18 protein-coding genes and 3 pseudogenes are annotated in these 23,460 nt (G+C 71.6%); 8 read left to right on the top strand and 13 right to left on the bottom strand.

Annotated elements, in window-relative coordinates:
* Window positions 1–56: 56 nt before the first annotated feature.
* The 3 genes from PZB75_RS20350 to PZB75_RS20340 form a co-directional block, all read right to left on the bottom strand.
* A complete protein-coding gene (locus PZB75_RS20350) occupies window positions 57–1,610 on the bottom strand; it encodes an ABC transporter substrate-binding protein (protein WP_275536722.1) in 1,554 nt (517 codons plus the stop codon).
* A 244-nt stretch (window positions 1,611–1,854) separates the two neighbouring features.
* Entirely contained in the window at window positions 1,855–3,201 is a 1,347-nt protein-coding gene (locus tag PZB75_RS20345; RefSeq protein ID WP_275538785.1) for a metallophosphoesterase, read from the bottom strand.
* Window positions 3,202–3,289: 88 nt separating this feature from the next.
* Window positions 3,290–3,535: a hypothetical protein gene (locus PZB75_RS20340; RefSeq protein WP_275536721.1), complete on the bottom strand. Its 246-nt coding sequence runs from the start codon at window positions 3,533–3,535 to the stop codon at window positions 3,290–3,292.
* 121 nt (window positions 3,536–3,656) lie between these two features.
* On the opposite strand from PZB75_RS20340, the gene PZB75_RS20335 reads away from it, so the two are divergent.
* Window positions 3,657–4,898 carry a D-alanyl-D-alanine carboxypeptidase gene (locus PZB75_RS20335; RefSeq protein ID WP_343286248.1) on the top strand — a complete coding sequence of 414 codons (1,242 nt, stop codon included), beginning with the start codon at window positions 3,657–3,659 and terminating at the stop codon, window positions 4,896–4,898.
* On the opposite strand, the gene PZB75_RS20330 is transcribed toward PZB75_RS20335, so the two are convergent.
* Both PZB75_RS20330 and PZB75_RS20325 read right to left on the bottom strand, forming a co-directional pair.
* Window positions 4,846–5,859 carry a YihY/virulence factor BrkB family protein gene (locus PZB75_RS20330; protein ID WP_275536719.1) on the bottom strand — a complete coding sequence of 338 codons (1,014 nt, stop codon included), beginning with the start codon at window positions 5,857–5,859 and terminating at the stop codon, window positions 4,846–4,848. The genes PZB75_RS20335 and PZB75_RS20330 overlap by 53 nt on opposite strands.
* A gap of 94 nt (window positions 5,860–5,953) precedes the next feature.
* Window positions 5,954–6,847 carry a decaprenyl-phosphate phosphoribosyltransferase gene (locus tag PZB75_RS20325; protein ID WP_275538784.1) on the bottom strand — a complete coding sequence of 298 codons (894 nt, stop codon included), beginning with the start codon at window positions 6,845–6,847 and terminating at the stop codon, window positions 5,954–5,956.
* Between the two features lie 860 nt (window positions 6,848–7,707).
* On the opposite strand from PZB75_RS20325, the gene PZB75_RS20320 reads away from it, so the two are divergent.
* Entirely contained in the window at window positions 7,708–9,057 is a 1,350-nt protein-coding gene (locus PZB75_RS20320; protein WP_275536718.1) for an FAD-binding oxidoreductase, read from the top strand.
* A 41-nt stretch (window positions 9,058–9,098) separates the two neighbouring features.
* A complete protein-coding gene (locus PZB75_RS20315) occupies window positions 9,099–9,854 on the top strand; it encodes a decaprenylphospho-beta-D-erythro-pentofuranosid-2-ulose 2-reductase (RefSeq protein ID WP_275538783.1) in 756 nt (251 codons plus the stop codon).
* Window positions 9,855–10,182: 328 nt separating this feature from the next.
* On the opposite strand, the gene PZB75_RS20310 is transcribed toward PZB75_RS20315, so the two are convergent.
* The 3 genes from PZB75_RS20310 to PZB75_RS20300 all read right to left on the bottom strand — a co-directional run bounded on the left by PZB75_RS20310 (window position 10,183) and on the right by PZB75_RS20300 (window position 12,903).
* Entirely contained in the window at window positions 10,183–10,773 is a 591-nt protein-coding gene (locus PZB75_RS20310) for a 2'-5' RNA ligase family protein (protein WP_275536717.1), read from the bottom strand.
* A gap of 132 nt (window positions 10,774–10,905) precedes the next feature.
* Window positions 10,906–11,919 carry a tryptophan--tRNA ligase gene (trpS, locus tag PZB75_RS20305; protein WP_275536716.1) on the bottom strand — a complete coding sequence of 338 codons (1,014 nt, stop codon included), beginning with the start codon at window positions 11,917–11,919 and terminating at the stop codon, window positions 10,906–10,908.
* Between the two features lie 195 nt (window positions 11,920–12,114).
* Window positions 12,115–12,903: a DUF4232 domain-containing protein gene (locus PZB75_RS20300; RefSeq protein ID WP_275536715.1), complete on the bottom strand. Its 789-nt coding sequence runs from the start codon at window positions 12,901–12,903 to the stop codon at window positions 12,115–12,117.
* A gap of 440 nt (window positions 12,904–13,343) precedes the next feature.
* Here PZB75_RS20300 and rocD point away from each other — a divergent pair, with 440 nt between their 5' ends.
* The 3 genes from rocD to PZB75_RS20285 all read left to right on the top strand — a co-directional run bounded on the left by rocD (window position 13,344) and on the right by PZB75_RS20285 (window position 16,635).
* Window positions 13,344–14,549, top strand: coding sequence for an ornithine--oxo-acid transaminase (gene rocD / locus PZB75_RS20295; RefSeq protein ID WP_275536714.1), 1,206 nt, complete (start codon window positions 13,344–13,346; stop codon window positions 14,547–14,549).
* Between the two features lie 195 nt (window positions 14,550–14,744).
* Window positions 14,745–15,065, top strand: coding sequence for an ATP-binding protein (locus tag PZB75_RS20290; RefSeq protein ID WP_275536713.1), 321 nt, complete (start codon window positions 14,745–14,747; stop codon window positions 15,063–15,065).
* Between the two features lie 712 nt (window positions 15,066–15,777).
* Window positions 15,778–16,635, top strand: coding sequence for a hypothetical protein (locus tag PZB75_RS20285; protein ID WP_275538782.1), 858 nt, complete (start codon window positions 15,778–15,780; stop codon window positions 16,633–16,635).
* A gap of 79 nt (window positions 16,636–16,714) precedes the next feature.
* Here PZB75_RS20285 and PZB75_RS20280 read toward each other — a convergent pair whose 3' ends face one another.
* On the bottom strand, window positions 16,715–18,127 hold the full coding sequence (locus PZB75_RS20280; RefSeq protein WP_275538781.1) for a PLP-dependent aminotransferase family protein: 1,413 nt from the start codon (window positions 18,125–18,127) through the stop codon (window positions 16,715–16,717).
* 50 nt (window positions 18,128–18,177) lie between these two features.
* Between PZB75_RS20280 and PZB75_RS20275 the strand changes: the two genes are divergently transcribed.
* Together PZB75_RS20275 and PZB75_RS32055 are read left to right on the top strand one after the other, a co-directional pair.
* Window positions 18,178–18,687 carry a carboxymuconolactone decarboxylase family protein gene (locus tag PZB75_RS20275; RefSeq protein ID WP_275536712.1) on the top strand — a complete coding sequence of 170 codons (510 nt, stop codon included), beginning with the start codon at window positions 18,178–18,180 and terminating at the stop codon, window positions 18,685–18,687.
* Between the two features lie 37 nt (window positions 18,688–18,724).
* Window positions 18,725–19,121 (top strand): annotated as a pseudogene (locus PZB75_RS32055) (isocitrate lyase/phosphoenolpyruvate mutase family protein).
* Window positions 19,122–19,337: 216 nt separating this feature from the next.
* Here PZB75_RS32055 and PZB75_RS20265 read toward each other — a convergent pair.
* From PZB75_RS20265 to PZB75_RS20250, 4 genes and pseudogenes are all read right to left on the bottom strand, one after another.
* The gene (locus PZB75_RS20265) at window positions 19,338–20,327 is read right to left on the bottom strand and encodes a malate dehydrogenase (RefSeq protein WP_275536711.1); all 990 of its coding nucleotides are present in this window, start codon (window positions 20,325–20,327) and stop codon (window positions 19,338–19,340) included.
* 359 nt (window positions 20,328–20,686) lie between these two features.
* Window positions 20,687–20,893: pseudogene (locus PZB75_RS20260) on the bottom strand (helix-turn-helix transcriptional regulator); the annotation flags it as partial.
* 483 nt (window positions 20,894–21,376) lie between these two features.
* Window positions 21,377–21,766: pseudogene (locus PZB75_RS20255) on the bottom strand (DUF3017 domain-containing protein); the annotation flags it as partial.
* 822 nt (window positions 21,767–22,588) lie between these two features.
* Window positions 22,589–23,458 (bottom strand): bifunctional methylenetetrahydrofolate dehydrogenase/methenyltetrahydrofolate cyclohydrolase, encoded by an 870-nt coding sequence (locus tag PZB75_RS20250; RefSeq protein ID WP_275536710.1) that lies wholly within the window; start codon window positions 23,456–23,458, stop codon window positions 22,589–22,591.
* Window positions 23,459–23,460 lie beyond the last annotated feature (2 nt).

Raw genomic sequence — 23,460 nt, 5'->3', positions numbered from 1 at the left:
TGCGGCAGGACCTGGGGCAGCGCCGGGGCCCGTCGAGGACGGGCCCCGGGTCGCCGTCAGATCCGGTTGAGCTCCCACAGCCGCCAGATGCCGGTGCCGTTGGAGAGGTACTGCGAGCCGGTGATGTCGTTCCTGCTGACGACGTAGTCCTTCTTCTGCCACAACGGGATGATCGGCACGTCCTGGCTGACGAGTTCCTGGAGCTTCTTGAAGTCCCCCGCGGTACGGCCGCGTTCGCTGTACCTGAGGGTGGCGTCGATCAGCTCGTCCATCTGCTTGCTGCTGTAGCCGTTGTGGTAGCTGTTGTCGGTGCCGACGAGGGGCTGGCTGAAGGTGTCGGGGTCCGGGTAGTCGGGGACCCAGCCGACGGTGTACATGTCGAACGCGCCGGCCGCGTACTGCTTCTGGAAGGCCGTCCACTCGACGGCCTTGACCGACACCTTGAACAGCCCGTCCGCCTCCAACTGCCGGCGCAGCTCGGCGGTCTCCTTGGTGAACGCCCCGTCGCCGCGGTAGCCGAAGGTGATGTGCACGGGCGTCTCGACGCCGGCCTCCGCCATCAGCTTCTTCGCCCGCTTCACGTCGGGTGCGGGGTAGGCGTCGAAGAACGGCGTGCTGTGCCCGATGTAGCCCTGGGGAATCAGCGAGTAGAGCGGTTCGACGGTGCCCTTGAAAACCTCACCGACCAGCGGTGCGCGGTCGACGAGCGAGGCGATGGCCTGACGGACCTTCTTGTCGGCCAGCGGCCTTCCGGGGCGGACGTTGAGGACGAGGTTGCGGATCTCGGCACTGTCGGCCTCGGTGACACGGAGGCCGGGGTCGCCGGGGTTCAGCGCGGCGAGTTCGGCGGGCGGCAGTTGGCGGTGCGCGATGTCGACCTGCCCGGCCTTCCACGCGGTCTGGAGGGCGTCCGACTCCTTGTAGTAGCGGACGTCGACCGGTACTCCGGTCTTCTTGAGCGCGCCCTTGTACTTGGGGTTGGGCACCAACTCCGCGCGGACGCCCCGGTCGTACGACTTGAGGACGTACGGCCCCGAGCCGTCGACGGAGCCCCCGGTGCGCAGTTTGTCGGCCGGGTAGTGCTCGCGGTCGACGATGGAGCCCGCGCCGGTGCCGAGTTTCTGCGGGAACGTGGCGTCGCGTGCGCTGAGGTTGAAGGTGATGGTGCGTCCCTCGGACACGATGTTCTTGAGGTTCGGGAAGAGGACCCACGGGCCGACGTCCGTCTTGATCTTGAGCATCCGCTCGAAGGAGTACTTCACGTCCTCGGCGGTGATCTTCCGGCCGTTGGAGAACGTGAGGTCGTCACGGAGCTTGCAGCGGTACGTCTGGAGCTTCTGCCCGATGAACCCGCAGCTCTCCGCCGCGTCGAGTTCGGGGACGGACGCCCCGGCCTTGAACGTCAGCAGGGACTGGTAGAGGTTGCTGTAGATCGCCCAGGAACCGGCGTCGTACGCACCCGCGGGATCGAGGGACGTCACCTGGTCCGTCGTGCCGACGACGATCGGATCGGTCTTCGCCTCGCTCGATGGGAGCAGTTGCCAGGCGCCGACGCCTGCGATGATCAAAACCGCGAGAATCGCGAGAATCCGTAGCCGGATCGACCGCATTGCCGTGCTCTCCCTTTACCAGCCCCACCTCGGTCAATGTGCTCAGATGTGCACATCACCGCATGTTCGCGCTCACCCAATCACACGATTTTCGCATCGGGAAGAGGAAATCTTCCTCTCACAGGCTTTTGTTCGGTACTTGCAACCTTGGCAGGTCCAATACCTCAGCCCACGGGGGCAGTCAAGATCGTCTTGAGCCGACCTGGCCGACGGGCCGGGGCCCGAAGGCCGGTTCCCGCACCTGTCATGCCCGGCGCGAGGCCAGTTCCACGACGGTGATGTCGGAGGGCGCGCCGACCCGCACGGGCGGTCCCCAGGCGCCGGCTCCGCGCGAGACGTAGAGCTGGGTGTCGCCGTAGCGTTCGAGCCCGGCGACGGTGGGATTGGCGAGTTCGGCGATGAGGTTCCCGGGCCAGAGCTGTCCGCCGTGGGTGTGGCCGGAGAGCTGGAGGTCGACGCCGTGCGCGACGGCGTCGTGGATGAGTACGGGCTGGTGGGCGAGGAGGACGGCCGTCCGTGAGCGGTCCCGGTCGCCGAGCGCGCGTCCGAAGTCGGGGCCGTGGCCCTCGCTCTCGCCGCCGATGTCGTTGACCCCGGCGAGGTCGAAGCCGGGCAGCTCGACCCGGGCGTTCTCCAGCGGGTGCAGCCCCAACTCACGTACCCGGTCGATCCACTGGGCGGCGCCGGAGAAGTACTCGTGGTTTCCGGTGACGAAGAACTGCCCGTGGCGGGCCCGGAGCCCTGCCAGCGGCTCGGCGGCGGGGCCGAGGTCGTCGACGCTGCCGTCGACGAGGTCACCGACGACGGCGATCAGATCGGGGCCGGTGGAGTTGATCGTGTCGACGACGCGCCGGGTGTGGGCGCGGCCGAGGATGGGGCCGAGGTGGATGTCGCTCACGACGGCGATCCGGAAACCGTGGGCGGCGCGGGGCAGTTTGGCGAGCGGGACGGTGACGCGCTTGACGCGTGGACCGCGCAGGACTCCGTAGGTGCCGTATCCGACGGTGCCGAGCCCGGCGAGGGCGGCGGCGCCACCGACCGACCGCGCGACGAAGACCCGGCGCGAGGTCGCGGAAACGGTCGGCGCGGGAGGACCGGGGGTGGGTGACGCGGCGGACCGTACGGGCGGCCCGTCAGCGGGTGCCGCGGACGGCCCGTCGGCGGACGGTGCGGACGGCTCGTCGGCGGACGGTGCGGACGGCTCGTCGGCGGGAGGTACGGGTACGGGGGACGGGACGGCGGGGGCCGGGGCCGGATGCGCGCCGGGCCGCCCGGCGCGACGGTCCAGGAACCGGCTCAGGAGCGGCCGTACCACCTCGCCCACCAGCAGCGCGAGCGTCAGGTACAGCAGCGCCGCCAGCCACAGGAACCCCGGCCAGGCCAGCGCCTGTTGGAGCGGGAAGGGGAACCCGGCACGGCCGGAGACCAGCGCACCGACGCTGAGCAGCGGCAGGACGTACGCGGCGACGGTACCCGCCCGGCGCGCGGCGCCACCCCTCTCCGTGGTGTCACGGACGAACCTGACCCACAGATAGCGGTGCACGGCGACGAGCAGCGCGAGGACCGCGACCGCCACCACCACGAAGACCACGACCACTTGCGCTCCCCCGCCCGTTCATCCGCCGTCCCGCCGCAGCGGTCGGGCCGTTCGTGCCGCCGGTCCCGCCGTGCCGAGGGGTTCAGGCCCGTTCGGCACGCGAAGCGCGTACGCCACGCAACCCGATGACTCCGACCACCGTCCCCAGAAGAAAGGACGTGATGGCGAGCAGCAGGTGCACCCAGAAGTACGCTGTCGGGTCGCCCGCGTCGTCGAAGGCGAGCCCGCTGCCGTCCTTCCAGAGATTCTTGGCGAAAGTGATCCAGATGAACCAGCTCCACACCCCGAAGGCGAGCAGGAACCAGGAGACGGGGCGGCTGAGCTTCATGAACTCAGTATCTCCGTCGTCCTCCGGCCCGGTCCTGCGGGGTGGGCTGTCCCGGCGGCACGCACGGCGGGTCAGTCCCCGCTCGGCCGCGTCCACATCTTCGCCCTGTACGTTTCCGACCGTGCCTGCTCTGAAAAAGACCGTACTGACGGTCCTCTCCGCCGCTGTGTTGTCCGTTTCCGCCGTCGGTCCCGTGTCGGCGGCCGACAAGGACACGACGCCCGGTGATACGGAGAAGCCACCGGCGGTGATGTCGACGGTGGGCGGGGCCCTGCTCGGCAGGAGCGGCACGCAGGTCCGGCTGGGCGCCGGGGCTCCGGTGCTCCCCAAGGATCTGAGCGGCCGGTCGTGGATCGTCGCGGACGCCGAGGACGGCCAGGTGCTCGCCTCGCACAACGCGCACTGGCGGCTTCCCCCGGCCTCCACCCTGAAGATGCTCTTCGCGGACACGCTGCTGCCCCGGCTCCAGCCGAAGACCAGGACGTACAAGGTCGCCGACGCGGATCTGGCGGGCCTCGGTGCCGGCAGCAGCCTGGTCGGCGTCAAGGAAGACCTCACGTACACCGTGCACGACCTGTGGCTGGGGGTCTTCCTGGTCTCCGGGAACGACGCGGTGCATGTGCTGTCCGCGATGTTCGGCGGGGTCCCGGCGACGGTGAAGGCGATGCAGGCGCACGCCGTGGAGCTCCAGGCGCTCGACACGACCGTGGTGTCACCGGACGGTTACGACGCCCCGGCGCAGGTCTCCAGCGCGTACGACCTGACGCTGTTCGCCCGCAGCGGGCTCCAGAAGGCGGACTTCCGGGAGTATTGCTCGACGGCGTCCGCCCAGTTCCCCGGCAAGGTGGGCAAGGGGGGCAAGCGCGAGAGCTTCGGCATCCAGAACACCAACCGGCTGATCACCGGCGCTGACGGCGTCACCCCGTACAAGGGCATCGCGGGCGTCAAGAACGGCAACACGTCGCAAGCGGGCTCCACCTTCACCGGGGTCGCCGAGCGCAACGGCAAGGTGCTGCTGGTCACCGTCATGAACCCGTCGTCGGACGAGAGCCAGGCGGTGTACAAGGAGGCGGCGCGGCTGCTCGACTGGGGCTTCGCCGCGACCGGCAAGGTGACCCCGGTCGGCGAGCTGGTGCCGCCGAGGTCCGCGCGGCTCGGCGACGCCGGGGCGGGTGACGCCAAGGGCAGGAGCGGTCACGGCCCGAACGCGACCCACGCCTCGGCGACCGGGGCGGGAGCCGGTGGGGCCGGGGTCGCGCTGTCGATCGTCGCCGGGCTGCTGGTGGTGCTGGCCGCCGGGGTGTATCTGGTCAACCGGCGCTGGCCGCTCCCCGACCTGGTCCGCCGCCGTCCCCGCGGCTGATCACGTCGGCGGCCGTCGCGCCTCCCGCGCGCCCGGTGCCGTCCGCCCTCTCCGTACCCTCCGCGCTCCCGTCGGGGGAGCGGGCGGCACTGTCGTCGGCCGGCATCTCCTTCTTGCTGCGGGTCGCCGTCCAGGCCGCGCAGAACAGCAGCAGCTTCGCGGTGAAGTTGATCCACAGCAGCAGGGCGACCGGCACCCCGAACGCCCCGTACATGCTCTTCGACGCGACGCCCTTCATATAGCTGCCGAGCAGCAGCTTGAGCATTTCGAAGCCGATCGCGCCGAGCAGCGCGGCCACGAACAGCCGGTGCCTGGGCGGTTCCATGCCCGGCAGCAGCGTCAGCAGATAGAGCAGCAGCAGGAAGTCGGCGACGACCGCGACCGCCAGGGCCGCGATCTGGAGCAGCACACCGCCCGCGCCGCTCTCCGGGATGCCCAGCAGATCGGCGGTCCAGCCGACCGCGACCGAGCCCGCCGTGGACGCGGCGAGGGTGGCCAGCGCCGCCCCGCCGAGGCCGAGCAGCACCCCGGCGTCCTTGAGCTTGCGGACGACGGGGTTGCCCTGGTCCGCGTCGTCGGCCTCCCACACGGCGCGCAGACAGTCCCGCATCGAGCCGACCCAGCCGATACCGGTGAAGAGCAGCAGGGCGCCCGCGACCACCCCGACCGTGCCCGCGTGCGCGACCAGGTTGTCGATGTCGAGCTGATCGGAGATGCCGGGCACCTGCTCGGCGATCTTGCCCTCGATCTTGTCCAGCTGCCGGGTGGAGAGCAGCGCCGCCCCGATCGCGGCTCCCACCGTGATCAGGGGGAAGAGCGCCAGGAAGCTGATGAAGGTGATGGCGGCGGCGAGCCTGGCCCAGTGGACGCGGTCCAGCGTCTCGTACGAGTGCCAGATGTGCGTCGTCATCAGCCGGGAGACGAGTGGGCCGACGACGGGGAGTTTCTTCAGCCAGTCCATGTCGTACGCGTACCCTCCTGGGCGCGGAAAACCGTTGTCCTGATCCGTTCACCGTGGGTGACCGCGGCGGCGCCTTCGCGGGCGTTCCGCACGGTCAGAGATCGCCGACCGCCAGTGCGTACATCGCCAGCCACACCAGGCCGATCACGCCGAGCGCCCGGTCCCGCAGCACCACGTCCTCGGGGGCACCGGACGTGCCCCGGTCGGCGAAGACCGCGTACCGCAGCACCGCCAGGGTGAACGGGATCACCGACAGCTGGCGCCAGGGCAGCAGCCCATCGCCGCCGGCGCCGCCCTCCAGGGCCCACAGGCAGTAGGCGAGTACGGCGACCCCGGCCGCCAGTTGCCAGACGAACCGCAGGTATCCGACGGTGTACTCGGTCAGCAGGGTCCTGGTGGCGCCCCCGGCGCCGGCCAGCTCCACCGCCTCGGAGTACCGCTTGGCCGCCACCATGAACAACGCGCCGAATCCGGTGGTGATGAGGAACCAGCGGGACAACGGGATGCCGAGAGCCACCCCGCCGATCATGGCCCGCGTCAGGAAGCCGCTGGTGACGACCGCCAGATCGGCCACCAGCACCCGTTTGAGCCACAGGCAGTAGGCGAGCTGGGCGAGGACGTACGAGGTGAGCAGGACGGCCGTGGCGGTGGAGCAGAGCAGCGCGGCCCCGCCGGTCGCCGCGACGGCGAGGAGCGCGCCGACCGTGTGGGCGACGGGCACCGGCACCACCCCGGCGGCCACCGGGCGGTGCCGTTTGCGCGGATGGGCGCGGTCCGCCTCGGCGTCCCGGGCGTCGTTGACCAGGTAGACGGCCGCGGCGGCCACCGTGAACAGCGCGAAGACGACGGCCAGCCGGGCCGCCGCGTGGTACGACAGCAGCTTCCCGGCGGCGGCCGGGGCGGCCACGACCAGGAGGTTCTTGATCCACTGGCGGGGGCGCGCGGTGCGCACGAGCCCCCGCACCACTCCCAGCAGCGGCATCGGCATCGCCGGCCACTTGGACAGCAGCGCCGATGCCTCGGCGCACCGCTTCGTCAGTGGCCTGGCGCGCAGCCACCCGCGCACCCCCCGCCCGGCCGTCGCGGACGGCCGGGGGGACGCGGGGGCCTCCGGCTCGTCGAGCAGCGTGGCGCCGCGCTCGGTCATGGCCGCCCCCGCCCGCTCGCCCAGGACGCGACGACCGCCACGCGTGGACCCGTACAGCGGCCCCGCGACGCGGCCATGCCCCTTGGTCCCGTGCCGTGGTCCCGCGACGCGGCCATCAGCGGCCGGTCCGTACCGCGGTCCCGCGACGCGGCCATCAGCCGTCGGTCCGTACCGCAGTCCCGTGGCACGCCCACCACCCGTAAACCCGTGCCGTGGTCCCGCGACGCCACCGCCAACCATCGGGCCGTACCGCAAGCCCGCGACGCGGCCACGGCCCCTGGACCCGTGCCGTGGTCCCGCGACGCCACCGCCCACCATCGGGCCGTACCCCGGCCCCGCGACGCGGCCACCCGCCGTCGGTCCGTGTCCGCGCGGCCCATCCGCCACCCCTTCCTCGGTACGAGTCCACCGGGCGCGCCCCGTCCGCCGGGCCCGCTCGGGACATCGGTGGCGGGTCGGCGCGAGCCGGCCGAGTCGGCCGGTCCGCCGGACGCGCCCCGGTCCGGTGCGGTGCGGACCGGCGTGCTGGCCTCGGCGGGGCACCGCTCGCCGGGTGCCGGTGCCCGGCCCGTAAGGGACTCTTCTGGTCGGGAGGGGGAGTTCGTCGGCAGCGGGGTGACGACACTCGCTCAACCACCCATTTCGGTGAGTCCTGTAACAAATCCCTCAAAGGGGTTTTCCTGGGCGCTACGGTCACCGTCATGTCTGCCGACACCGTGTCCATGACCGGCTGGGGCCGTACCGCCCCGACGACCGCCCTGTTGTTCCGGCCCCGCACCTACGAGGAGGCGGTCACCGTGGTGCGCGGCTGCGGGCCGCGTGGATCGATCGCCCGCGGTCTCGGCCGCGCCTACGGGGACGCCGCGCAGAACGCGGGCGGCTCCGTGCTGGACATGACCGCCCTGAACCGGATTCATGCCATCGACCGGGCCACCGGCACCGTGGTGTGCGACGCCGGGGTGAGTCTGCACCGGCTGATGGAGGTGCTGCTGCCGCTCGGCTGGTTCGTACCGGTCACCCCCGGCACCCGGCAGGTGACGGTGGGCGGTGCGATCGGCGCCGACATCCACGGCAAGAACCACCATGTCTCCGGCTCCTTCTCCCGGCACGTCACCGAACTGCGGCTGCTGACCGCCGACGGCGAGCTGCGCACGGTCCGGCCGGGCAGCGACCTCTTCGACGCGACCACCGGCGGCATGGGGCTGACCGGGGTGATCCTCTCGGCCACGCTCCGCTTCCACCGCGTCGCGACCTCCTGGATGTCGGTCGACACCGAACGGGCCACGGACCTCGACGATCTGATGGCCCGTCTGACGGCGGCGGACCACCGCTACCGCTACTCGGTCGCCTGGATCGATCTGCTGGCGCGCGGAAGGGCCACCGGGCGGTCCGTGCTGACCCGCGGGGAGCACGCCCCACCGGACGCACTCCCGGCGCACGCGAGGCGCACACCACTCGCGTTCCGTCCGGGCCGGCTGCCCGCCGCACCCCGGTTCCTGCCGGAGGGACTGCTCGGCCGCACCTCCGTCGCCCTCTTCAACGAGTTCTGGTACCGCAGGTCCCCGGCGTCCCGTACCGGCGAACTCCAGAAGATCTCGGCCTTCTTCCACCCCCTGGACGGCGTCCCGCACTGGAACCGTGTCTACGGGCGCGGCGGCTTCGTGCAGTACCAGTTCGTCGTCGGGTACGGCCAGGAGGAAGCACTGCACCGGATCGTCCGGCGGATCTCGGGGCACCGCTGTCCGTCGTTCCTCGCCGTGCTCAAGCGGTTCGGCGCGGGCGATCCGGGCTGGCTGTCCTTCCCGATGCCGGGCTGGACCCTCGCCCTCGATCTGCCCACCGGACTCCCCGGACTGGCCGCGCTCCTCGACGGCCTCGACGAGGAGGTGGCGGCGGCCGGCGGCCGGGTCTACCTGGCGAAGGACGCGCGGCTGCGCCCGGAGACGCTGGCCGCGATGTATCCGCGACTGCCCGCGTTCCGCGCGCTGCGCGCCGAGCTCGACCCGAACGGCGCGTTCCGCTCCGACCTCTCACGCCGTCTCTCGCTCTGACCTCCCACTCCACACCGCACACACCCTGCTTGGAGAGTTCCATGAAGGACGCCTTCGGTGCCCCGCAGTCCCTGCTCGTCCTCGGCGGCACCTCCGAGATCGGACTCGCCACCGCCCGCCGGCTGATCGCCCGCCGCACCCGTACGGTCTGGCTGGCCGGCCGCCCCTCCCCCACCCTGGAGTCCGCGGCGGAGGAACTGCGGGTGCTGGGCGCCGATGTCCGTACGGTCGCCTTCGACGCCCTCGACCCGGAGTCGCACGAGACCACCCTCGGCAAGGTGTTCACCGAGGGCGACATCGATCTGGTGCTGATGGCGTTCGGCATCCTCGGTGACCAGACCCATGACGAGGAGGAGCCGATGTCGGCCGTCCGCGTCGCCCGGACCAACTACACGGGGGCCGTCTCCGCCGGTCTGGTGTGCGCGGGCGCACTCCAGGCGCAGGGGCACGGCTCCCTGGTGGTGCTGTCGTCGGTGGCGGGCGAGCGAGCCCGGCGCGCGAACTTCATCTACGGGTCGAGCAAGGCGGGCCTGGACGCGTTCGCGCAGGGCCTGGGCGACGCGCTGTACGGCACCGGGGTGCATGTGATGGTCGTGCGCCCCGGCTTCGTACGGTCGAAGATGACGGCGGGGACGGCCGAGGCCCCGCTCGCGACGACCCCGGACGCGGTCGCCGCCGCGATCGTGACGGGGCTGCGGCGGCGCTCCGAGACGGTGTGGGTGCCGGGGGCGCTTCGGGTGGTGATGTCGGCGCTGCGGCATGTGCCGCGTCCGCTGTTCAGGCGGCTGCCGGTCTGAGCGTCCGAGTCTGTTCGGGCGATTGCCGGTCCGAGCCTGTTCGGACCACTGCCGGTCTGAACCTGTTCGGACCACTGCCGGTCCTGGGTGACCGGGCACGCGGGGCCCGGACCGGTACGGAGGGGGGCCGCGTCCCGGGCCGCCCGCCCATGCCGCAGAGAAGGGCCCGTGTACGCGTAGGGAGGGCCCGCGTGCGGCGGCAAGCACGTCGCCGGAACGTCCGGCGCCCACGGCGACGTGTACGACCCCGGGCTCTGTACGAGACGGCGGACCCGGAGCGGAGCCGTTCCGGGCGCGGGCCCGGTTCAGGGCCGAACCGGGTCCTGACTCAGGACTGGAGCGACGGTTCGTCGACCGAGCAGCCGCCCTGCGCGGGCACGGCGGGCGCGTCTCCCCCGGCCCCGAACGGGAACTCGTGGATCTTGCGCCAGACGGCGTCCGCGCCCTGCTCGTACAGCGCGAAGGAGCCGCAGAGCCAGGACGCCTCGTACTCGGCCAGCTCCCCGTAGGCCCGGTCCATCGCCTCCTCGGAGATGCCGTGGGCGACGGTCACGTGCGGGTGGTACGGGAACTGGAGCTCGCGCACCAGCGGCCCCGAGCTGTCCCTGACCCGCTTCTGGAGCCAGGAGCAGGCCGCGGCGCCCTCGACGACCTGGATGAAGACGACCGGCGAGAGCGGGCGGAAGGTGCCGGTGCCGGAGAGCCGCATCGGGAAGGGGCGGCCGGCCGTCGCGATCCGGGCGAGGTGCGCCTCGATCGCGGACAGGTCGGCCGCCTCGGCCTCGGTCGGCGGGAGAAGGGTGACGTGGGTGGGGATGCCGAACGCGGCCGGGTCCCCGAAGCTCGCGCGCCGCTCCTGGAGCAGGCTGCCGTAGGGCTCCGGGACCGCGATCGAAACGCCGAGCGTTACGGTCCCCACGTCGTTCTCCTCAATCCTCGATGGTCCCGTCCGCCCGGGGCGGACGGCCTCGCCAGTGTGACGCCTGCCCCCGCGCCGTCACCAGAGTCCTTGGACTCCTTCGGTCCCTTCGGCTCCCTGTACTCCTGCGACTCAGTGCTTCGCGAGGAGGAGACCCATGCGGTCGTACGCCAGTGCCAGGGTCTCCGCCGCGACCGCGCGCGCCTTCTCGGCACCCTTGGCCAGGATCGAGTCCAGCGTCTCCGGGTCCCCCAGGTATTCCTGGGTGCGGGTCCTGAAGGGGGTGACGAAGTCCACCACGACCTCGGCGAGGTCGGTCTTCAGCGCACCGTAGCCCTTGCCCTCGTACTTCTGCTCCAGCTCCGCGACACTCGCCCCGGTGAGGGTGGAGTAGATGGTCAGGAGGTTGCTGACGCCCGGCTTCTCGGCACGGTCGAAGCGGACGACCGTGTCGGTGTCGGTGATCGCGCTCCTGACCTTCTTCGCGGTGGCCTTCGGCTCGTCGAGGAGGTTGATCAGGCCCTTCGGGGTGGCCGCCGACTTGCTCATCTTCGACGTCGGGTCCTGAAGGTCGTAGATCTTCGCCGTCTCCTTGAGGATGTACGGGTCCGGCGCGGTGAAGGTGGGGCCGTACAGCCCGTTGAACCGCTCGGCGAGGTCGCGGGTCAGCTCCAGGTGCTGGCGCTGGTCCTCACCGACCGGGACCTGGTCGGCCTGGTAGAGGAGGATGTCGGCGACCATCAGCATCGGATACGTGAACAGGCCGACGGTGGTCCGCTCGGAGCCCTGCTTGGCGGACTTGTCCTTGAACTGGGTCATCCGCGCCGCCTCGCCGAATCCGGCCAGGCAGTTCATCACCCAGGCGAGCTGGGTGTGCTCGGGGATGTGGCTCTGCACGAAGAGCGTGCAGCGCTCCGGGTCCACACCCGCGGCGAGGAGCTGCGCGACCGCGAGCCGGGTGTTCGCTCGCAGCTCGCCGGGTGCCTGCGGCACGGTGATCGCGTGCAGGTCCACCACCATGTAGAAGGCGTCGTGGGACTCCTGGAGCGCCACCCACTGGCGGACCGCACCGAGGTAGTTGCCGAGGTGGAACGAGCCTGCGGTGGGCTGGATTCCGGAGAGCACGCGAGGTCGATCAGAGGCCATGGACTCATTGTCTCAGGTACGGAACCGATCTTGGGCCGCCGGTTCGGGAAAACTCCGCGGACCGTCGGAGCGGTCGCGGACGCGGTCAGGTCGGCCACCGGGCCCGGGGACGGGCCACCGCCCGCCGGAGCGCACAACGGCTCCGGCGGGCGGTGTCTCTCGGGGAAGTCGGGGAGGTCGAGGAGGTCAGGGAGCTCAGGACTGGGTGTCCGCCTGCTTCATGGAGTTCACCGCGTCCGCGACCGTGCCGCGGTACAGGCCCAGCTTCGGCTTGAGCACCTTCGCACCCGAGCCGAGGGGGAAGTTGCGCGTGTCGGCGTTCGGCATGCTGTCCGGGCTGACGAGCACGTTCATCTCGTTGATCCCGGGCGCCGTGCCGGTGGTCGCACCGCTCGGGTTGAGGTCGATCACCGCGTAGGCGGTCTGGCCCGCCAGCACCGGGTAGGCGGGAGCGCCACCGAGTCCGCTGGGGATCAGCGGCTTGACGTTGTGGCTCCGGTCCCCGGAGGCGGAGTCGCCGAGGTCGACCGCGGGGTGGTAGCTCAGACCGCAGGAGGTCGAGCCGGTGTTGCGCACCTCGATCACCCGCTGCGAGGACGCGCCCGAGCGTGTGGTCACCCGCAGCGACAGCCTTCCCGTCTCGCACGGGTGCGAGAAGGCGTAGCTCTCGGTGTTCGTGCTGCCGCCGCCCTTCGCCTTGACCGCCGAGGCGGCGGCGACCGTGGCCGCGGGGTCCGCCTTGGCGCTTCCGCCGTTGCCCGAGCCGGCGTCCTTCGCCGAACCGCCGGTGACGGCGGAGGTGGCGGAAGCGGCGGACGGGGCGGACCCGGCGGCCTGCGTCGAGGACACGGTCGGCGCGTCGGACTTCGCCGCGCCCGCGTCCTTCGTACCGCTGTCGCTTCCGCCGCAGGCGGTCAGTGCGAGAGCGAGGACGGTGGTGGCCGCGGCGCCGAGGACGGTGGAGCGGTGACGGAATGTACGCATGGGAAATCCCCCGATGTGATGTGCGGAACGGACCGGGCCTTCGGCGCGATACGCCCCGACCGGCTGTCACTCACCACTCTGCGGTCTCCCGCTCACGCGCCTCTGACGCGCGGCTGACGTCCCGCTGACGTCCACGGGCGGACCGCGGCGTCGGCGACGGCCGCGGAGCCGGGCTCGGGCCGCCCCGGCCACCCGGATGCCTGGCTGTCCTGCCACCCGGCTGCCCGGCTGATCGGCTGATCGCCCTTGCGTGCCGAGGAGGCGCGGGCATGCCGTGTGCGCGCTGTATCCCCCGTCCGGGATCGGGGCGACGATACAAAGTGGGCAGGACAGCTCTTCCCCTTCCCACACCCCGCCGCCCTCTCCCGTCCACCCGTACACCTGTCCTCCCCTCCCTCCCCTCCTTCCTCCCTCCCTTCCGCACGACGAACGGAGATCCCGTGTCGACCACGGAAACCGCCATCGCCTCCGCCGAGGCGCACAGCGCGCACAACTACCACCCGTTGCCGGTTGTCGTCGCCTCGGCGGACGGCGCCTGGATGACCGATGTCGAGGGCCGGCGCTACCTCGACATGCTCGCCGGCTACTCCGCGCTCAACTTCGGCCACGGCAACCGGCGTCTGCTCGACGCCGCCAGGGCACAGCTGGAGCGGGTGACGCTCACCTCGCGCGCCTTCCACCACGACCGGTTCGCCGACTTCTGCACGCGCCTCGCCGAGCTGTGCGGCATGGAGATGGTGCTCCCCATGAACACCGGGGCGGAGGCCGTGGAGACGGCCGTGAAGACGGCCCGTAAGTGGGGGTACCGGGTGAAGGGCGTACCGGACGGAATGGCGAAGATCATCGTTGCCGCCGACAACTTCCACGGCCGGACGACGACGATCATCAGCTTCTCCACGGACCAGGAGGCGCGGGCCGACTACGGTCCGTACACGCCGGGGTTCGAGATCGTCCCGTACGGCGATCCGACGGCGCTGCGCGAGGCGATTACCGACAACACCGTGGCGGTGCTGCTGGAGCCGATCCAGGGGGAGGCCGGGGTGCTGGTGCCGCCTCCGGGCTACCTCTCGACGGTGCGCGAGCTGACCCGTGAGCGGAACGTCCTGTTCATCGCGGACGAGATCCAGACGGGTCTCGGCCGGACCGGGAAGACGTTCGCCTGCGAGCACGAGGGGGTCGTGCCGGACATGTACGTGCTCGGCAAGGCGCTGGGCGGCGGGGTGGTGCCGGTGTCGGCCGTGGTGTCGTCGTCGGCGGTCCTCGGTGTCCACCGGCCGGGTGAGCACGGTTCGACGTTCGGCGGTAACCCGCTGGCGTGCGCGGTCGGGCTGGAGGTGATCGCGATGCTGCGGACCGGCGAGTTCCAGCAGCGGGCCGCCGAGCTGGGCGATCACCTGCACCGAGAGCTGGGGGTGCTGCTGGACGGTGGGGCGGTGGAGGCGGTACGGGGCCGGGGGCTGTGGGCCGGCGTCGACATCGCCCCGGCCCACGGAACCGGCCGGGAGATCTCCGAGAAGCTGATGGACCGGGGCGTGCTGGTCAAGGACACCCACGGCTCGACGATCAGGATCGCCCCACCGCTGGTGATCGCCAAGGAGGACCTGGACTGGGGGCTGGAGCAGTTGCGAGAGGTGCTGCGCGGCTGAGCGCGGACGGGCTCCGGGGCGCCGGGGCTGCCCCCGGGGAGCCGACCCGCATTCCCCGTTCCCCGTGGCGGGCCGGTGAGTACACGACTTCAGCCCCTGTTGAGAGTGGGCGGACAGCCGGACGCGGTGGTGGTGAAGCGATGGCCGCACAGTGCGCGGTGTGTGTCGGCCGCACGTCACGAACTGTGACGTGCGATGGAAAAGTGGGGGCTCGGCCGGCTGGTGGGCACCGCTGAGCTGGTGCTGTCCGAGCTGCTGACCAACTCACTCCGCCACGCACGAATCCCGCGCTACCGGCTGATCGAGACCCGATTCGAGCGGCTGGCCGGAGGCGTACGCATCGAGGTGCACGACGCCGACGGAACCCTGCCGACGATGCGAGCGTCCGCCGGGGACGCCGAGTCCGGGCGTGGTCCGGCCCTGGTGGACGCTGTCACCGCTGGTCGATGGGGAGCCTGCGAACGCGAGTCCGGCGGGAAGCTCGTCCGGGCAATGGTGACGGACGGTGAGGAATGAACGGTACGGACGCGTCGTCGAGCACGCTCCCCGCTCCCCCGTCCACCGAGCGACTGTGGGCCATCAGCTCGAAGAGCGGTCCCGTGGTCACCGGGTGCCTTCCCCGGTGGGCCGAGAACGATCCGAGCGAGAGCGGCGTTCCTCTGGAACAGCTCGGCACGCGGGTGGCAGACATCTGTCATCGTGCCTCGTTCGACGGTCGATGCATGGCGGTCGCCCAAGGCAGCGGCCCCGTGCGGAAGGCGGTTGTCCTCGCGGTGAGTATCGACTGCAACCCGCACGACGGCGGTCCGGGACCGCGGATACCGGTCGCCAACATTCCAGATCGTCGACGACTTCTGGTTCGGGGGTCTCGACCCTGACGCGGTGGTCGAGGCCGCCTCGACGCTCCGGACTCAGGCCGACCGGCTGGAGGACGCAGTCCTGCCCGCGCTCATCGACGCTCGTGAGGACTGGGCAGTCGACGGAATGCCCAGGAACCGCATGGCCCGACAGCCGACCGGCGTAGGCGAGTGAACCGTCCCGTCTCGCGGGAACACTGTCGACACCCCGCCCCACCGGGACTGCCGTACCGCACAGGAGCACGCTCCCGCCGCCACCGCCATCAGTCCGTGAGACCGACCATCAGATCGTCGCATCAGGAGACTGCTTTTCCACAGGGGCACACGGCCCGCGAAGTCCTCACCAGTAGAGTCGCCGTGTGCTTCTCGGGATGATCTGCGCTCTCGCCTCCGCCGTCTGTTTCGGAACGGCCTCGGTGCTCCAGGCCGTGGCCGCGCGGGCCGCTGCGGCTCCGGGTGATGGCGCGGGTGTCGATCCGGCGCTGCTGCTGCGCGCGCTGCGGCAGTGGCGGTACGTCGCCGGGCTCGCCCTGGACGGCCTCGGCTTCGTCTTCCAGATCATCGCGCTGCGGTCCCTGCCGATCTACGCCGTGGGTGCCGCGCTCGCCGCCAGCCTCGCGGTGACCGCCGTGGTCGCCGCCCGGCTCCTCCAGGTGCGGCTGAGCGGCACGGAGTGGGGCGCGGTCGGTGTCGTCTGCGCCGGTCTCGGCATGCTCGGGCTCGCCTCCGGGGCCGAGGGCGACCAGGTGGGCTCGACGGCGCTGCGCTGGGCGATGCTCGGTGCGGCCCTCTTCGTCCTCCTCGCGGGGGCGGCCGCCGGGCGGCTGCCCGAGAAGCCGCGCGCTCTCGTGCTCGGGCTCGGCGCGGGATGCGGTTTCGGGGTGGTCGAGGTCACCGTGCGGCTCGTCGACGACGTCGCGCCCTCGGCTCTGGTCGCCAATCCCGCCGTCTACGCGCTGCTGCTGGGCGGTGGCTCGGCGTTCCTGCTGCTCACTTCGGCGCTGCAACGCGGCTCGGTGACGACGGCCACGGCCGGCATGGTGCTCGGCGAGACGATCGGCCCGGCGCTGGTGGGCGTGGTGTGGCTCGGGGACCGTACCCGGGACGGCCTGGGCTGGCTGGCCGTGGCCGGGTTCGCGGTCGCGGTGGCGGGTGCGCTCGCCCTGGCGCGGTTCGGCGAGGCTCCCGCCGTGGAGATACCCGGCCCGGACCCGGAGCGGGTCGGCTGAGATCCGTACGACGGCCCGCGCCTGTGTGCCCGTACTCGTGCGAGTACGGCCGGCCGCGTCGGGTCGTGCCGCTCCGGGGTCATGGGAGCACCCGGCACAGCGCGTCCAGGGTGCCCGTCCAGGCGCTGTCGGGCGGCACTCCGTAACCGATCACCAGTGCGTCGCGTCCCGGCGGTGCCTGCGGGTGGCGGAAGCGTTCGAGGCCCTCCAGGGCGAGCCCCTGCCAGTTCGCCGCCTGGATCACCGACCGTTCGCTGCCCTCCGGGAGTTCGAGGACCGCGTGCATACCGGCGGCGATACCGCTGATCCGGATGTCCGGGGCGCGCTCGGCGAGCACGGCGACGAGCTGGTCGCGGCGGCGACGGTAACGCAGCCTCATGGCGCGTACATGACGGTCGTACGCCCCCGATCCGATGAATTCCGCGAGCGTCAGCTGGTCCGGTGTACCCGACGACCAGTCGGCGTGTCCTTTGACCCGCGTCACGTCCGCGACCAGTGACTCGGGCAGCACCATCCAGGCCAGACGCAGCCCGGGGGCCAGCGACTTGCTGGACGTACCGAGGTAGACCACCCGGTCGGGGTCCAGTCCCTGAAGGGCGCCGACCGGGTGTCTGTCGTATCGGAACTCCCCGTCGTAGTCGTCCTCCAGGATCAGCCCGCCCGTACCGCGCGCCCAGTCGACGACGGCGGTACGGCGGTCGGGGTGGAGCGGCATTCCCATCGGGAACTGGTGGGCGGCCGTCAGCAGCACCGCGCCCACGCCCCGTGCGTCGGCCAGTCCCCCGGTCCGGGAGCCGAGCGCGTCGAACGGCAGGCAAGGAGTGCGCAGTCCGGCCTCGGTGAGGACGTCCCGGTGGAAGTCCAGGCCGTACGACTCGACGGCCACCGCGCGCGCTCCCCGGAGCTGTCGCAGTACCTTCGCCAGCAGCATCAGCCCATGGACGAAGCCGGAGCAGATCACGATCCGCTCGGGTGAGGCACGCACCCCGCGCGCCCGCGCCAGATAGTCGGCGAGCGCGGTGCGCAACTCGATGCGGCCCTGTAGATCGGCGTACCCGAACGCCTCGTTGGGTGCGGCGGTCAGAGCGCGGCGGGCCGCCTTGAGCCATTCGGCGCGCGGAAACGTCGACAGGTCGGGTGAGCCGGGCACCAGGCTGTACGTGGGCCGGCGCCGCATCGGCGGGGTGCGCGGCGTGGCGGACGGGGAGGGGCGCGGTTCGGCCCGCCGCGCGACCGTGGTCCCCGAGCCCTGCCGTGCGGTGAGCCACCCCTCGGCCACCAGTTCGGCGTAGGCGTCGGCGACGGTGTTGCGGGCGACGCCCAGATCGGCGGCGAGCGTACGGGACGACGGCAGCCTGGTGCCGGGAGCCAGCCTTCCCGTGCGCACGGCCTCACGCAGGGCGTTCATCAGCCCGTTGCGCAGTCCCCTGCCCATCGGTTCGAGATGCAGGTCCGCCCCGATGGTGGCCTTGGAAATGGCCCACGAATCCATCACGGAATTGGACCATACCCAGCCGCCATCCACCCCGTAGCGTCGTACTCATGACGACGAACGAGAACCACGGCACGCCCACCGACCGCGCACCCGAGCCCGCCCCGCGTCTGCGCTGGGCCGAGCTGGCCCCCGATGTCTACAAGGCGATGGTCCGGCTGGACGTCGCCGCCCGCCGGGGCATCGACCCGACGCTGATCGAGCTGGTGAAGATCCGTGCCTCGCAGCTCAACCACTGCGCGTTCTGCCTGGACATGCACAGCAAGGACGCGCTCGCGGCGGGTGAGTCGGCCGAGCGGATCATCCAGCTGAGCGCCTGGGAGGAGTCGCCGCACTTCTACACGGAGAAGGAGATCGCGGCGATCGAACTGACCGAGGCGGTGACCGTCCTGACCGACGGTTTCGTTCCGGACGAGGTGTACGAGCGGGCCGCCAAGCACTTCGAGGAGACGGAACTGACCCAGCTGATCGCAGCCATCATCGTGATCAACTCCTGGAACCGGTTCGGGGTGGCCTGCCGCTCCGCCGCCGGTCACTACACCCCCGGCGACATCAAGTGACGTCGGACGCCCGGCAGCGGCTCGGGGACCACCGCCCATGACGGCGTCCGCGCTGCGGGCACTCCACCTCGGCCGTACCCCCGGCGACCCGCTGATCCTTCCGGGGCCGTGGGACGCCGCCAGCGCGCGGGTCCTGGCCGACGCCGGCTTCCCCGCGCTCGCCACCCCGAGCGCGGGGATCGCTGCCTCGCTCGGCCACGAGGACGGGGCGACCCCCGCCGCCGAGATGTTCGCGGCCGTGGCGAGGATCGTCCGCGCGGTCTCGGGGGCGTCCGCCGGGTCCGGGTCCGCTCAACGCCCTCGCCCGGGACGGCGGCCCGACCCCGCACCGGCCGGCCGGACTGGGAGCCACCCGGATCACCTTCGGGCCCGGCCTGCAGCGCCGGGCGATGACGGCCCTGAGCGAGATCGCCGACCGGCACCGCGGTCACTGACGGCGAGATCCCCGGACGGTGGGACGGCGGGACGAGCCGACGAGGCAACGAGGCAACGAGAAGGGGCTTCCGGCGGCAGTCGCCACCGGAAGCCCCTTCGTCACCCGGACCGACGCGCTGAATCGCCGAGGCGGTCCGAACGGGTCAGGTCTGAGTGGGCCGGGTCGGGCCGGGGCCGCTCGGATCAGATCGAGCGGCGGTCCGGACGCGATCCGCTCAGATCAGGCCGAGCTCGCGCACCGCGTCGCGCTCCTCGGTCAGCTCCTTCACCGACGCGTCGATGCGCGTGCGGGAGAACTCGTTGATGTCCAGGCCCTGGACGATCTCGTACGTGCCGTTCTCCGTGGTGACCGGGAAGGACGAGATGATGCCCTCGGGCACACCGTAGGAGCCGTCCGACGGAATGCCCATCGAGGTCCAGTCGCCCTCGGCCGTGCCGTTGACCCAGGTGTGCACGTGGTCGATGGCGGCGTTCGCGGCGGAGGCGGCCGAGGAGGCGCCACGGGCCTCGATGATCGCGGCGCCGCGCTTGGCGACGGTCGGGATGAAGGTGTCGGCCAGCCATGCCTCGTCGTTGACGACCTCGGCGGCGTTCTTGCCGGCGATCTCCGCGTGGAAGATGTCGGGGTACTGGGTCGCCGAGTGGTTGCCCCAGATCGTCAGCCGCTTGATGTCGGAGACGGCGGAGCCGGTCTTGGCGGCCAGCTGTGAGATCGCCCGGTTGTGGTCCAGACGGGTCATCGCGGTGAAGCGGTCGGCCGGTACGTCCGGGGCGGCGGCCTGCGCGATGAGCGCGTTGGTGTTGGCCGGGTTGCCCACGACGAGCACCTTGATGTCGTCAGCGGCGTTGTCGTTGATCGCCTTGCCCTGCGGCTTGAAGATGCCGCCGTTGGCGGAGAGCAGGTCGCCGCGCTCCATGCCCTTCGTACGGGGCCGGGCGCCGACCAGCAGTGCGACGTTGGCACCGGCGAAGCCGACGTTCGGGTCGTCGGTGATCTCGATGTTGCGCAGCAGCGGGAAGGCGCAGTCGTCGAGCTCCATCGCGGTGCCCTCGGCGGCCTTGAGGCCCTGCGGGATTTCGAGGAGACGGAGGCTGACCGGCACATCCGCGCCGAGCAGGTGGCCGGACGCGATGCGGAAGAGCAGCGCGTAGCCGATCTGGCCGGCTGCGCCGGTCACGGTGACATTCACGGGAGTGCGGGTCATGGCGATCTCCGTTTAGACAGCTGGCGGTGGGGGTCCCTGCCCCTGGTGCTGGACATCCCGGCACTCGACCGCGGCTCGATTTTGATCGATCCGAATCTTGACGTGAAGAGATATCCAGCCGCCAGGCTATCCGACCCGGGGCCGAGCGACCGCTCGGCCCCCTGTGGCAGCGCGCGAACCCGCCACCCGGCGCACCGCCACGGTCACGCCGGACGTCCGCCAACGCCACCGGCGTCCCGTCGTGGGCAGGTGCTCTGTCATTCCCGCCCCAGGCCCGTGCAGCCCTTCGCCCCGGAGACCAGCGTCGCGCGGGCGGTGGCGTCGGCCGCCTTCGCCTTGGTGACCAGATGCGCCTGACGGGTGCCCGTCAGATCGGCGAGCGCGATGATCGCGCGCTTGGGCGTCGGCAGCCGACCGTTCAGGAGGCTTCCCACGAAGACTTGCCGCAGCCCGTGCGGTCGGCCACCGATACCAAGCCCACTTCGATCGACCAGCGCGCGCAACCGCTCCGCGAACTCCTTGATCTCCGGGTCCAGGTCCTCCGGTAGAGCCTTCCCGCGAGGCATTCACTCCCCCTCGTTCCCCCGGCTTGTTCCCCCGCGCATGACCGGTGCGGGCCGCTCCGCGGCAACCTGTCCGACCGGCGCCGGTGCCCTCCGGGCCGGGGCGATCGGGGCAGTCTGCCACCCGTTGCGTGACGATCACACCGTGGCGGAATGGTCACTTCCGTGCCACAGGCCACAGGCATCCCTTGAACCCGCCCGCCCGGTCCACAAGGCTGAGGACGGGACAGGGCAGGAACGCTCAAGTCGCGGTATTTCATGGCTTGTTGCTCCGCGTTGTCCCGGTCCCGGTGTCCGTCCTCCTCGGGGGAGGGGACGGGCACTCGGGGATGATGTTCCGGAGGCCGCTCGCCATGGCTTGTCGACGGCGCCCACGAACAGCGGTCCCCCGGGCCGGGTGGGGCCTGGGGGACCGCGTTGTCCGGCCGTGCGGACGGTGTCCGGGTGCGCCGATGGTGTACGGACGGTGCGCGCGTACGGATCGGCTCAGCGGATCGTGAAGTGGACCACGCCGTCGAGGAACGGGATGTCCAGCCATGGATCGGGCTGCGCCATCAGCGAGAGCATCACGACGAGGAGGCCCAGCAGGCCGTACGTCACCACGTCGGTGAAGCGCGACCGCACGGCCAGCATGCCCACGGAGGGCACCGTCCAGCGCAGCACGGCTCCCCCGGCGAGGGCCGCTCCGATCAGGATGGTGCCGATCCGGAACGCCTCCGCGAACGGGTCGGTGGCGACCACCAGCAGTCCGATACCTACCGCGCTGAGCACGGCGAGCAGGGGCCACTGCCGGGCCGGGGCGGGCGCGTCGCCGGACGCCGCCCGGCCACCGCCCTCGGGGCGCGCGGTGCTCCGGGTGAGCGAGAACCGCCGCGACCGGCCGTTGTCCGGGCTCACGGCCGTCGCGCCCGTCGGTGCGGCCGGACCGGCGGAACCGGCCGCGGCGGCGGAACCAGCCGAACGGTCTTCGCGAGACACGGTCTTCGCCTGCGCCCGGGAGGTGGACCCCGACTTTTCGGGCACCTCGGCCCCGGGCACCTCGTCCTCGGTCACGTCGGCCCTGGTCGCAGTAAACCGTGGCGCAGCGGGCCCTGACGCAGTGGGCCCTGGCGCAGCGGGCCCTGGCGCAGTGGGCGCTGGCGTGTCGGCCCCGGACTCGGCGGGCTCGGACCCGGCGGAATCGGGTGCGTCGGTCCCGGGCCCCGAGGGCTCAGGCTCAGAGGGCTCAGACCCCGAGGGCTCAGGCTCGGAGGGCTCAGACCCGGAGGACTCAGACCCGGAGGGCTCAGACCCGGAGGGCTCAGACCCGGAGGGCTCAGACCCGGAGGACTCAGGCTCAGAGGGCTCAGACCCGGAGGACTCAGGCTCAGAGGGCTCAGACCCGGAGGGCTCAGACCCGGCGCTCCCGGGCTCGGGAGTCCCGGGCCCGGGGGACACAGACCCGGCAGCCCCGGGCCCAGGTGTCCGGGACGCTGTCCCAGCCGGGCCCGATGGCGTGCCCGGCCCCGACCCCGGGTCCGTGGGCGTGTCCGTCCCGGGTTCCGGGTCGGGCGTGTCCGTCCCCGGCTCCCGGTGCGTGGGTTCGTTGGTCCCGGGCTTCGCGGACGCACCCGTACCCGCGCCGGACCCGGCCTCCGACTTCGAGGCCGGCTCGGCCGGGCTCGTACCAGCTCCCATGGGGTTCCTTCCGGTTCCGGATCAGCCGGCGGAGACGGCGTCGGCGGCGCGCTCCGCCGCCTCGACCACGTTGACCAGCAGCTGCGCCCGGGTCATCGGGCCGACACCACCGGGGTTGGGGGAGATCCACGCGGCCACCTCGGCCACCCCCGGGTGCACATCGCCGACGATCTTGCCGTTCTCGTCCCGGCTGACGCCGACGTCGAGCACGGCCGCGCCCGGCTTCACGTCCTCGGGCTTGATGATGTGCGGCACCCCGGCGGCGGCGACGATGATGTCCGCCTGCTTGAGGTGCGCCGAGAGGTCACGCGTACCGGTGTGGCACTGGGTGACCGTGGCGTTCTCGGACTTACGGGTGAGCAGGAGCGGGATCGAGCGCCCGATGGTCACTCCGCGGCCGACGACCACGACGTGCGCCCCGTTGATCTCGACCCCGTGGTGGCGGAGCAGTTGGACGACACCCTGCGGGGTGCAGGGCAGCGGGCCCGGCTCGTTCAGGACGAGTCGGCCCAGGCTCATCGGGTGCAGTCCGTCGGCGTCCTTGAGCGGGTCCATCAACTCCAGGACCCGGTTGGTGTCGATGCCCTTGGGGAGGGGCAACTGCACGATGTAGCCCGTGCATTCGGGGTTGTCGTTGAGCTCCCGCACGACGTCCTCGATCTGCTCCTGGGTCGCGGTGGCGGGAAGCTCCCGCTGGATCGAGCCGATGCCGACCTCGGCGCAGTCACGGTGCTTGCCGTTCACGTACCACCGACTGCCCGGGTCGTCCCCGACGAGCAGGGTTCCCAGACCGGGGGTGATGCCCCGTGCCTTGAGGGCCGCCACACGGGCGGTCAGGTCGGACTTGATCGCGGCTGCGGTGGCCTTGCCATCGAGAATGTGGGCAGTCATGG

It is taken from the genome of Streptomyces sp. AM 4-1-1, from assembly GCF_029167625.1.
Taxonomy (GTDB): domain Bacteria; phylum Actinomycetota; class Actinomycetes; order Streptomycetales; family Streptomycetaceae; genus Streptomyces.
The sequence above is the reverse complement of the archived record's forward strand: the minus strand, read 5'-3'. Positions and strand labels throughout refer to the sequence as shown.

Bases quoted from the DNA above. Each gene is read 5' to 3' on its own strand.
- PZB75_RS20340 (WP_275536721.1), bottom strand. From the start codon at position 3,535: ATGAAGCTCAGCCGCCCCGTCTCCTGGTTCCTGCTCGCCTTCGGGGTG.
- PZB75_RS20265 (WP_275536711.1), bottom strand. From the start codon at position 20,327: ATGACCCGCACTCCCGTGAATGTCACCGTGACCGGCGCAGCCGGCCAG.
- trpS (WP_275536716.1), bottom strand. From the start codon at position 11,919: ATGGCCTCTGATCGACCTCGCGTGCTCTCCGGAATCCAGCCCACCGCA.
- PZB75_RS20285 (WP_275538782.1), top strand. From the start codon at position 15,778: ATGATCTGCGCTCTCGCCTCCGCCGTCTGTTTCGGAACGGCCTCGGTG.
- PZB75_RS20320 (WP_275536718.1), top strand. From the start codon at position 7,708: ATGTCTGCCGACACCGTGTCCATGACCGGCTGGGGCCGTACCGCCCCG.
- PZB75_RS20290 (WP_275536713.1), top strand. From the start codon at position 14,745: ATGGAAAAGTGGGGGCTCGGCCGGCTGGTGGGCACCGCTGAGCTGGTG.
- PZB75_RS20300 (WP_275536715.1), bottom strand. From the start codon at position 12,903: ATGCGTACATTCCGTCACCGCTCCACCGTCCTCGGCGCCGCGGCCACC.
- PZB75_RS20315 (WP_275538783.1), top strand. From the start codon at position 9,099: ATGAAGGACGCCTTCGGTGCCCCGCAGTCCCTGCTCGTCCTCGGCGGC.
- PZB75_RS20325 (WP_275538784.1), bottom strand. From the start codon at position 6,847: ATGCCGATGCCGCTGCTGGGAGTGGTGCGGGGGCTCGTGCGCACCGCG.
- PZB75_RS20350 (WP_275536722.1), bottom strand. From the start codon at position 1,610: ATGCGGTCGATCCGGCTACGGATTCTCGCGATTCTCGCGGTTTTGATC.
- PZB75_RS20280 (WP_275538781.1), bottom strand. From the start codon at position 18,127: ATGGATTCGTGGGCCATTTCCAAGGCCACCATCGGGGCGGACCTGCAT.
- PZB75_RS20275 (WP_275536712.1), top strand. From the start codon at position 18,178: ATGACGACGAACGAGAACCACGGCACGCCCACCGACCGCGCACCCGAG.
- PZB75_RS20250 (WP_275536710.1), bottom strand. From the start codon at position 23,458: ATGACTGCCCACATTCTCGATGGCAAGGCCACCGCAGCCGCGATCAAG.
- PZB75_RS20330 (WP_275536719.1), bottom strand. From the start codon at position 5,859: ATGGACTGGCTGAAGAAACTCCCCGTCGTCGGCCCACTCGTCTCCCGG.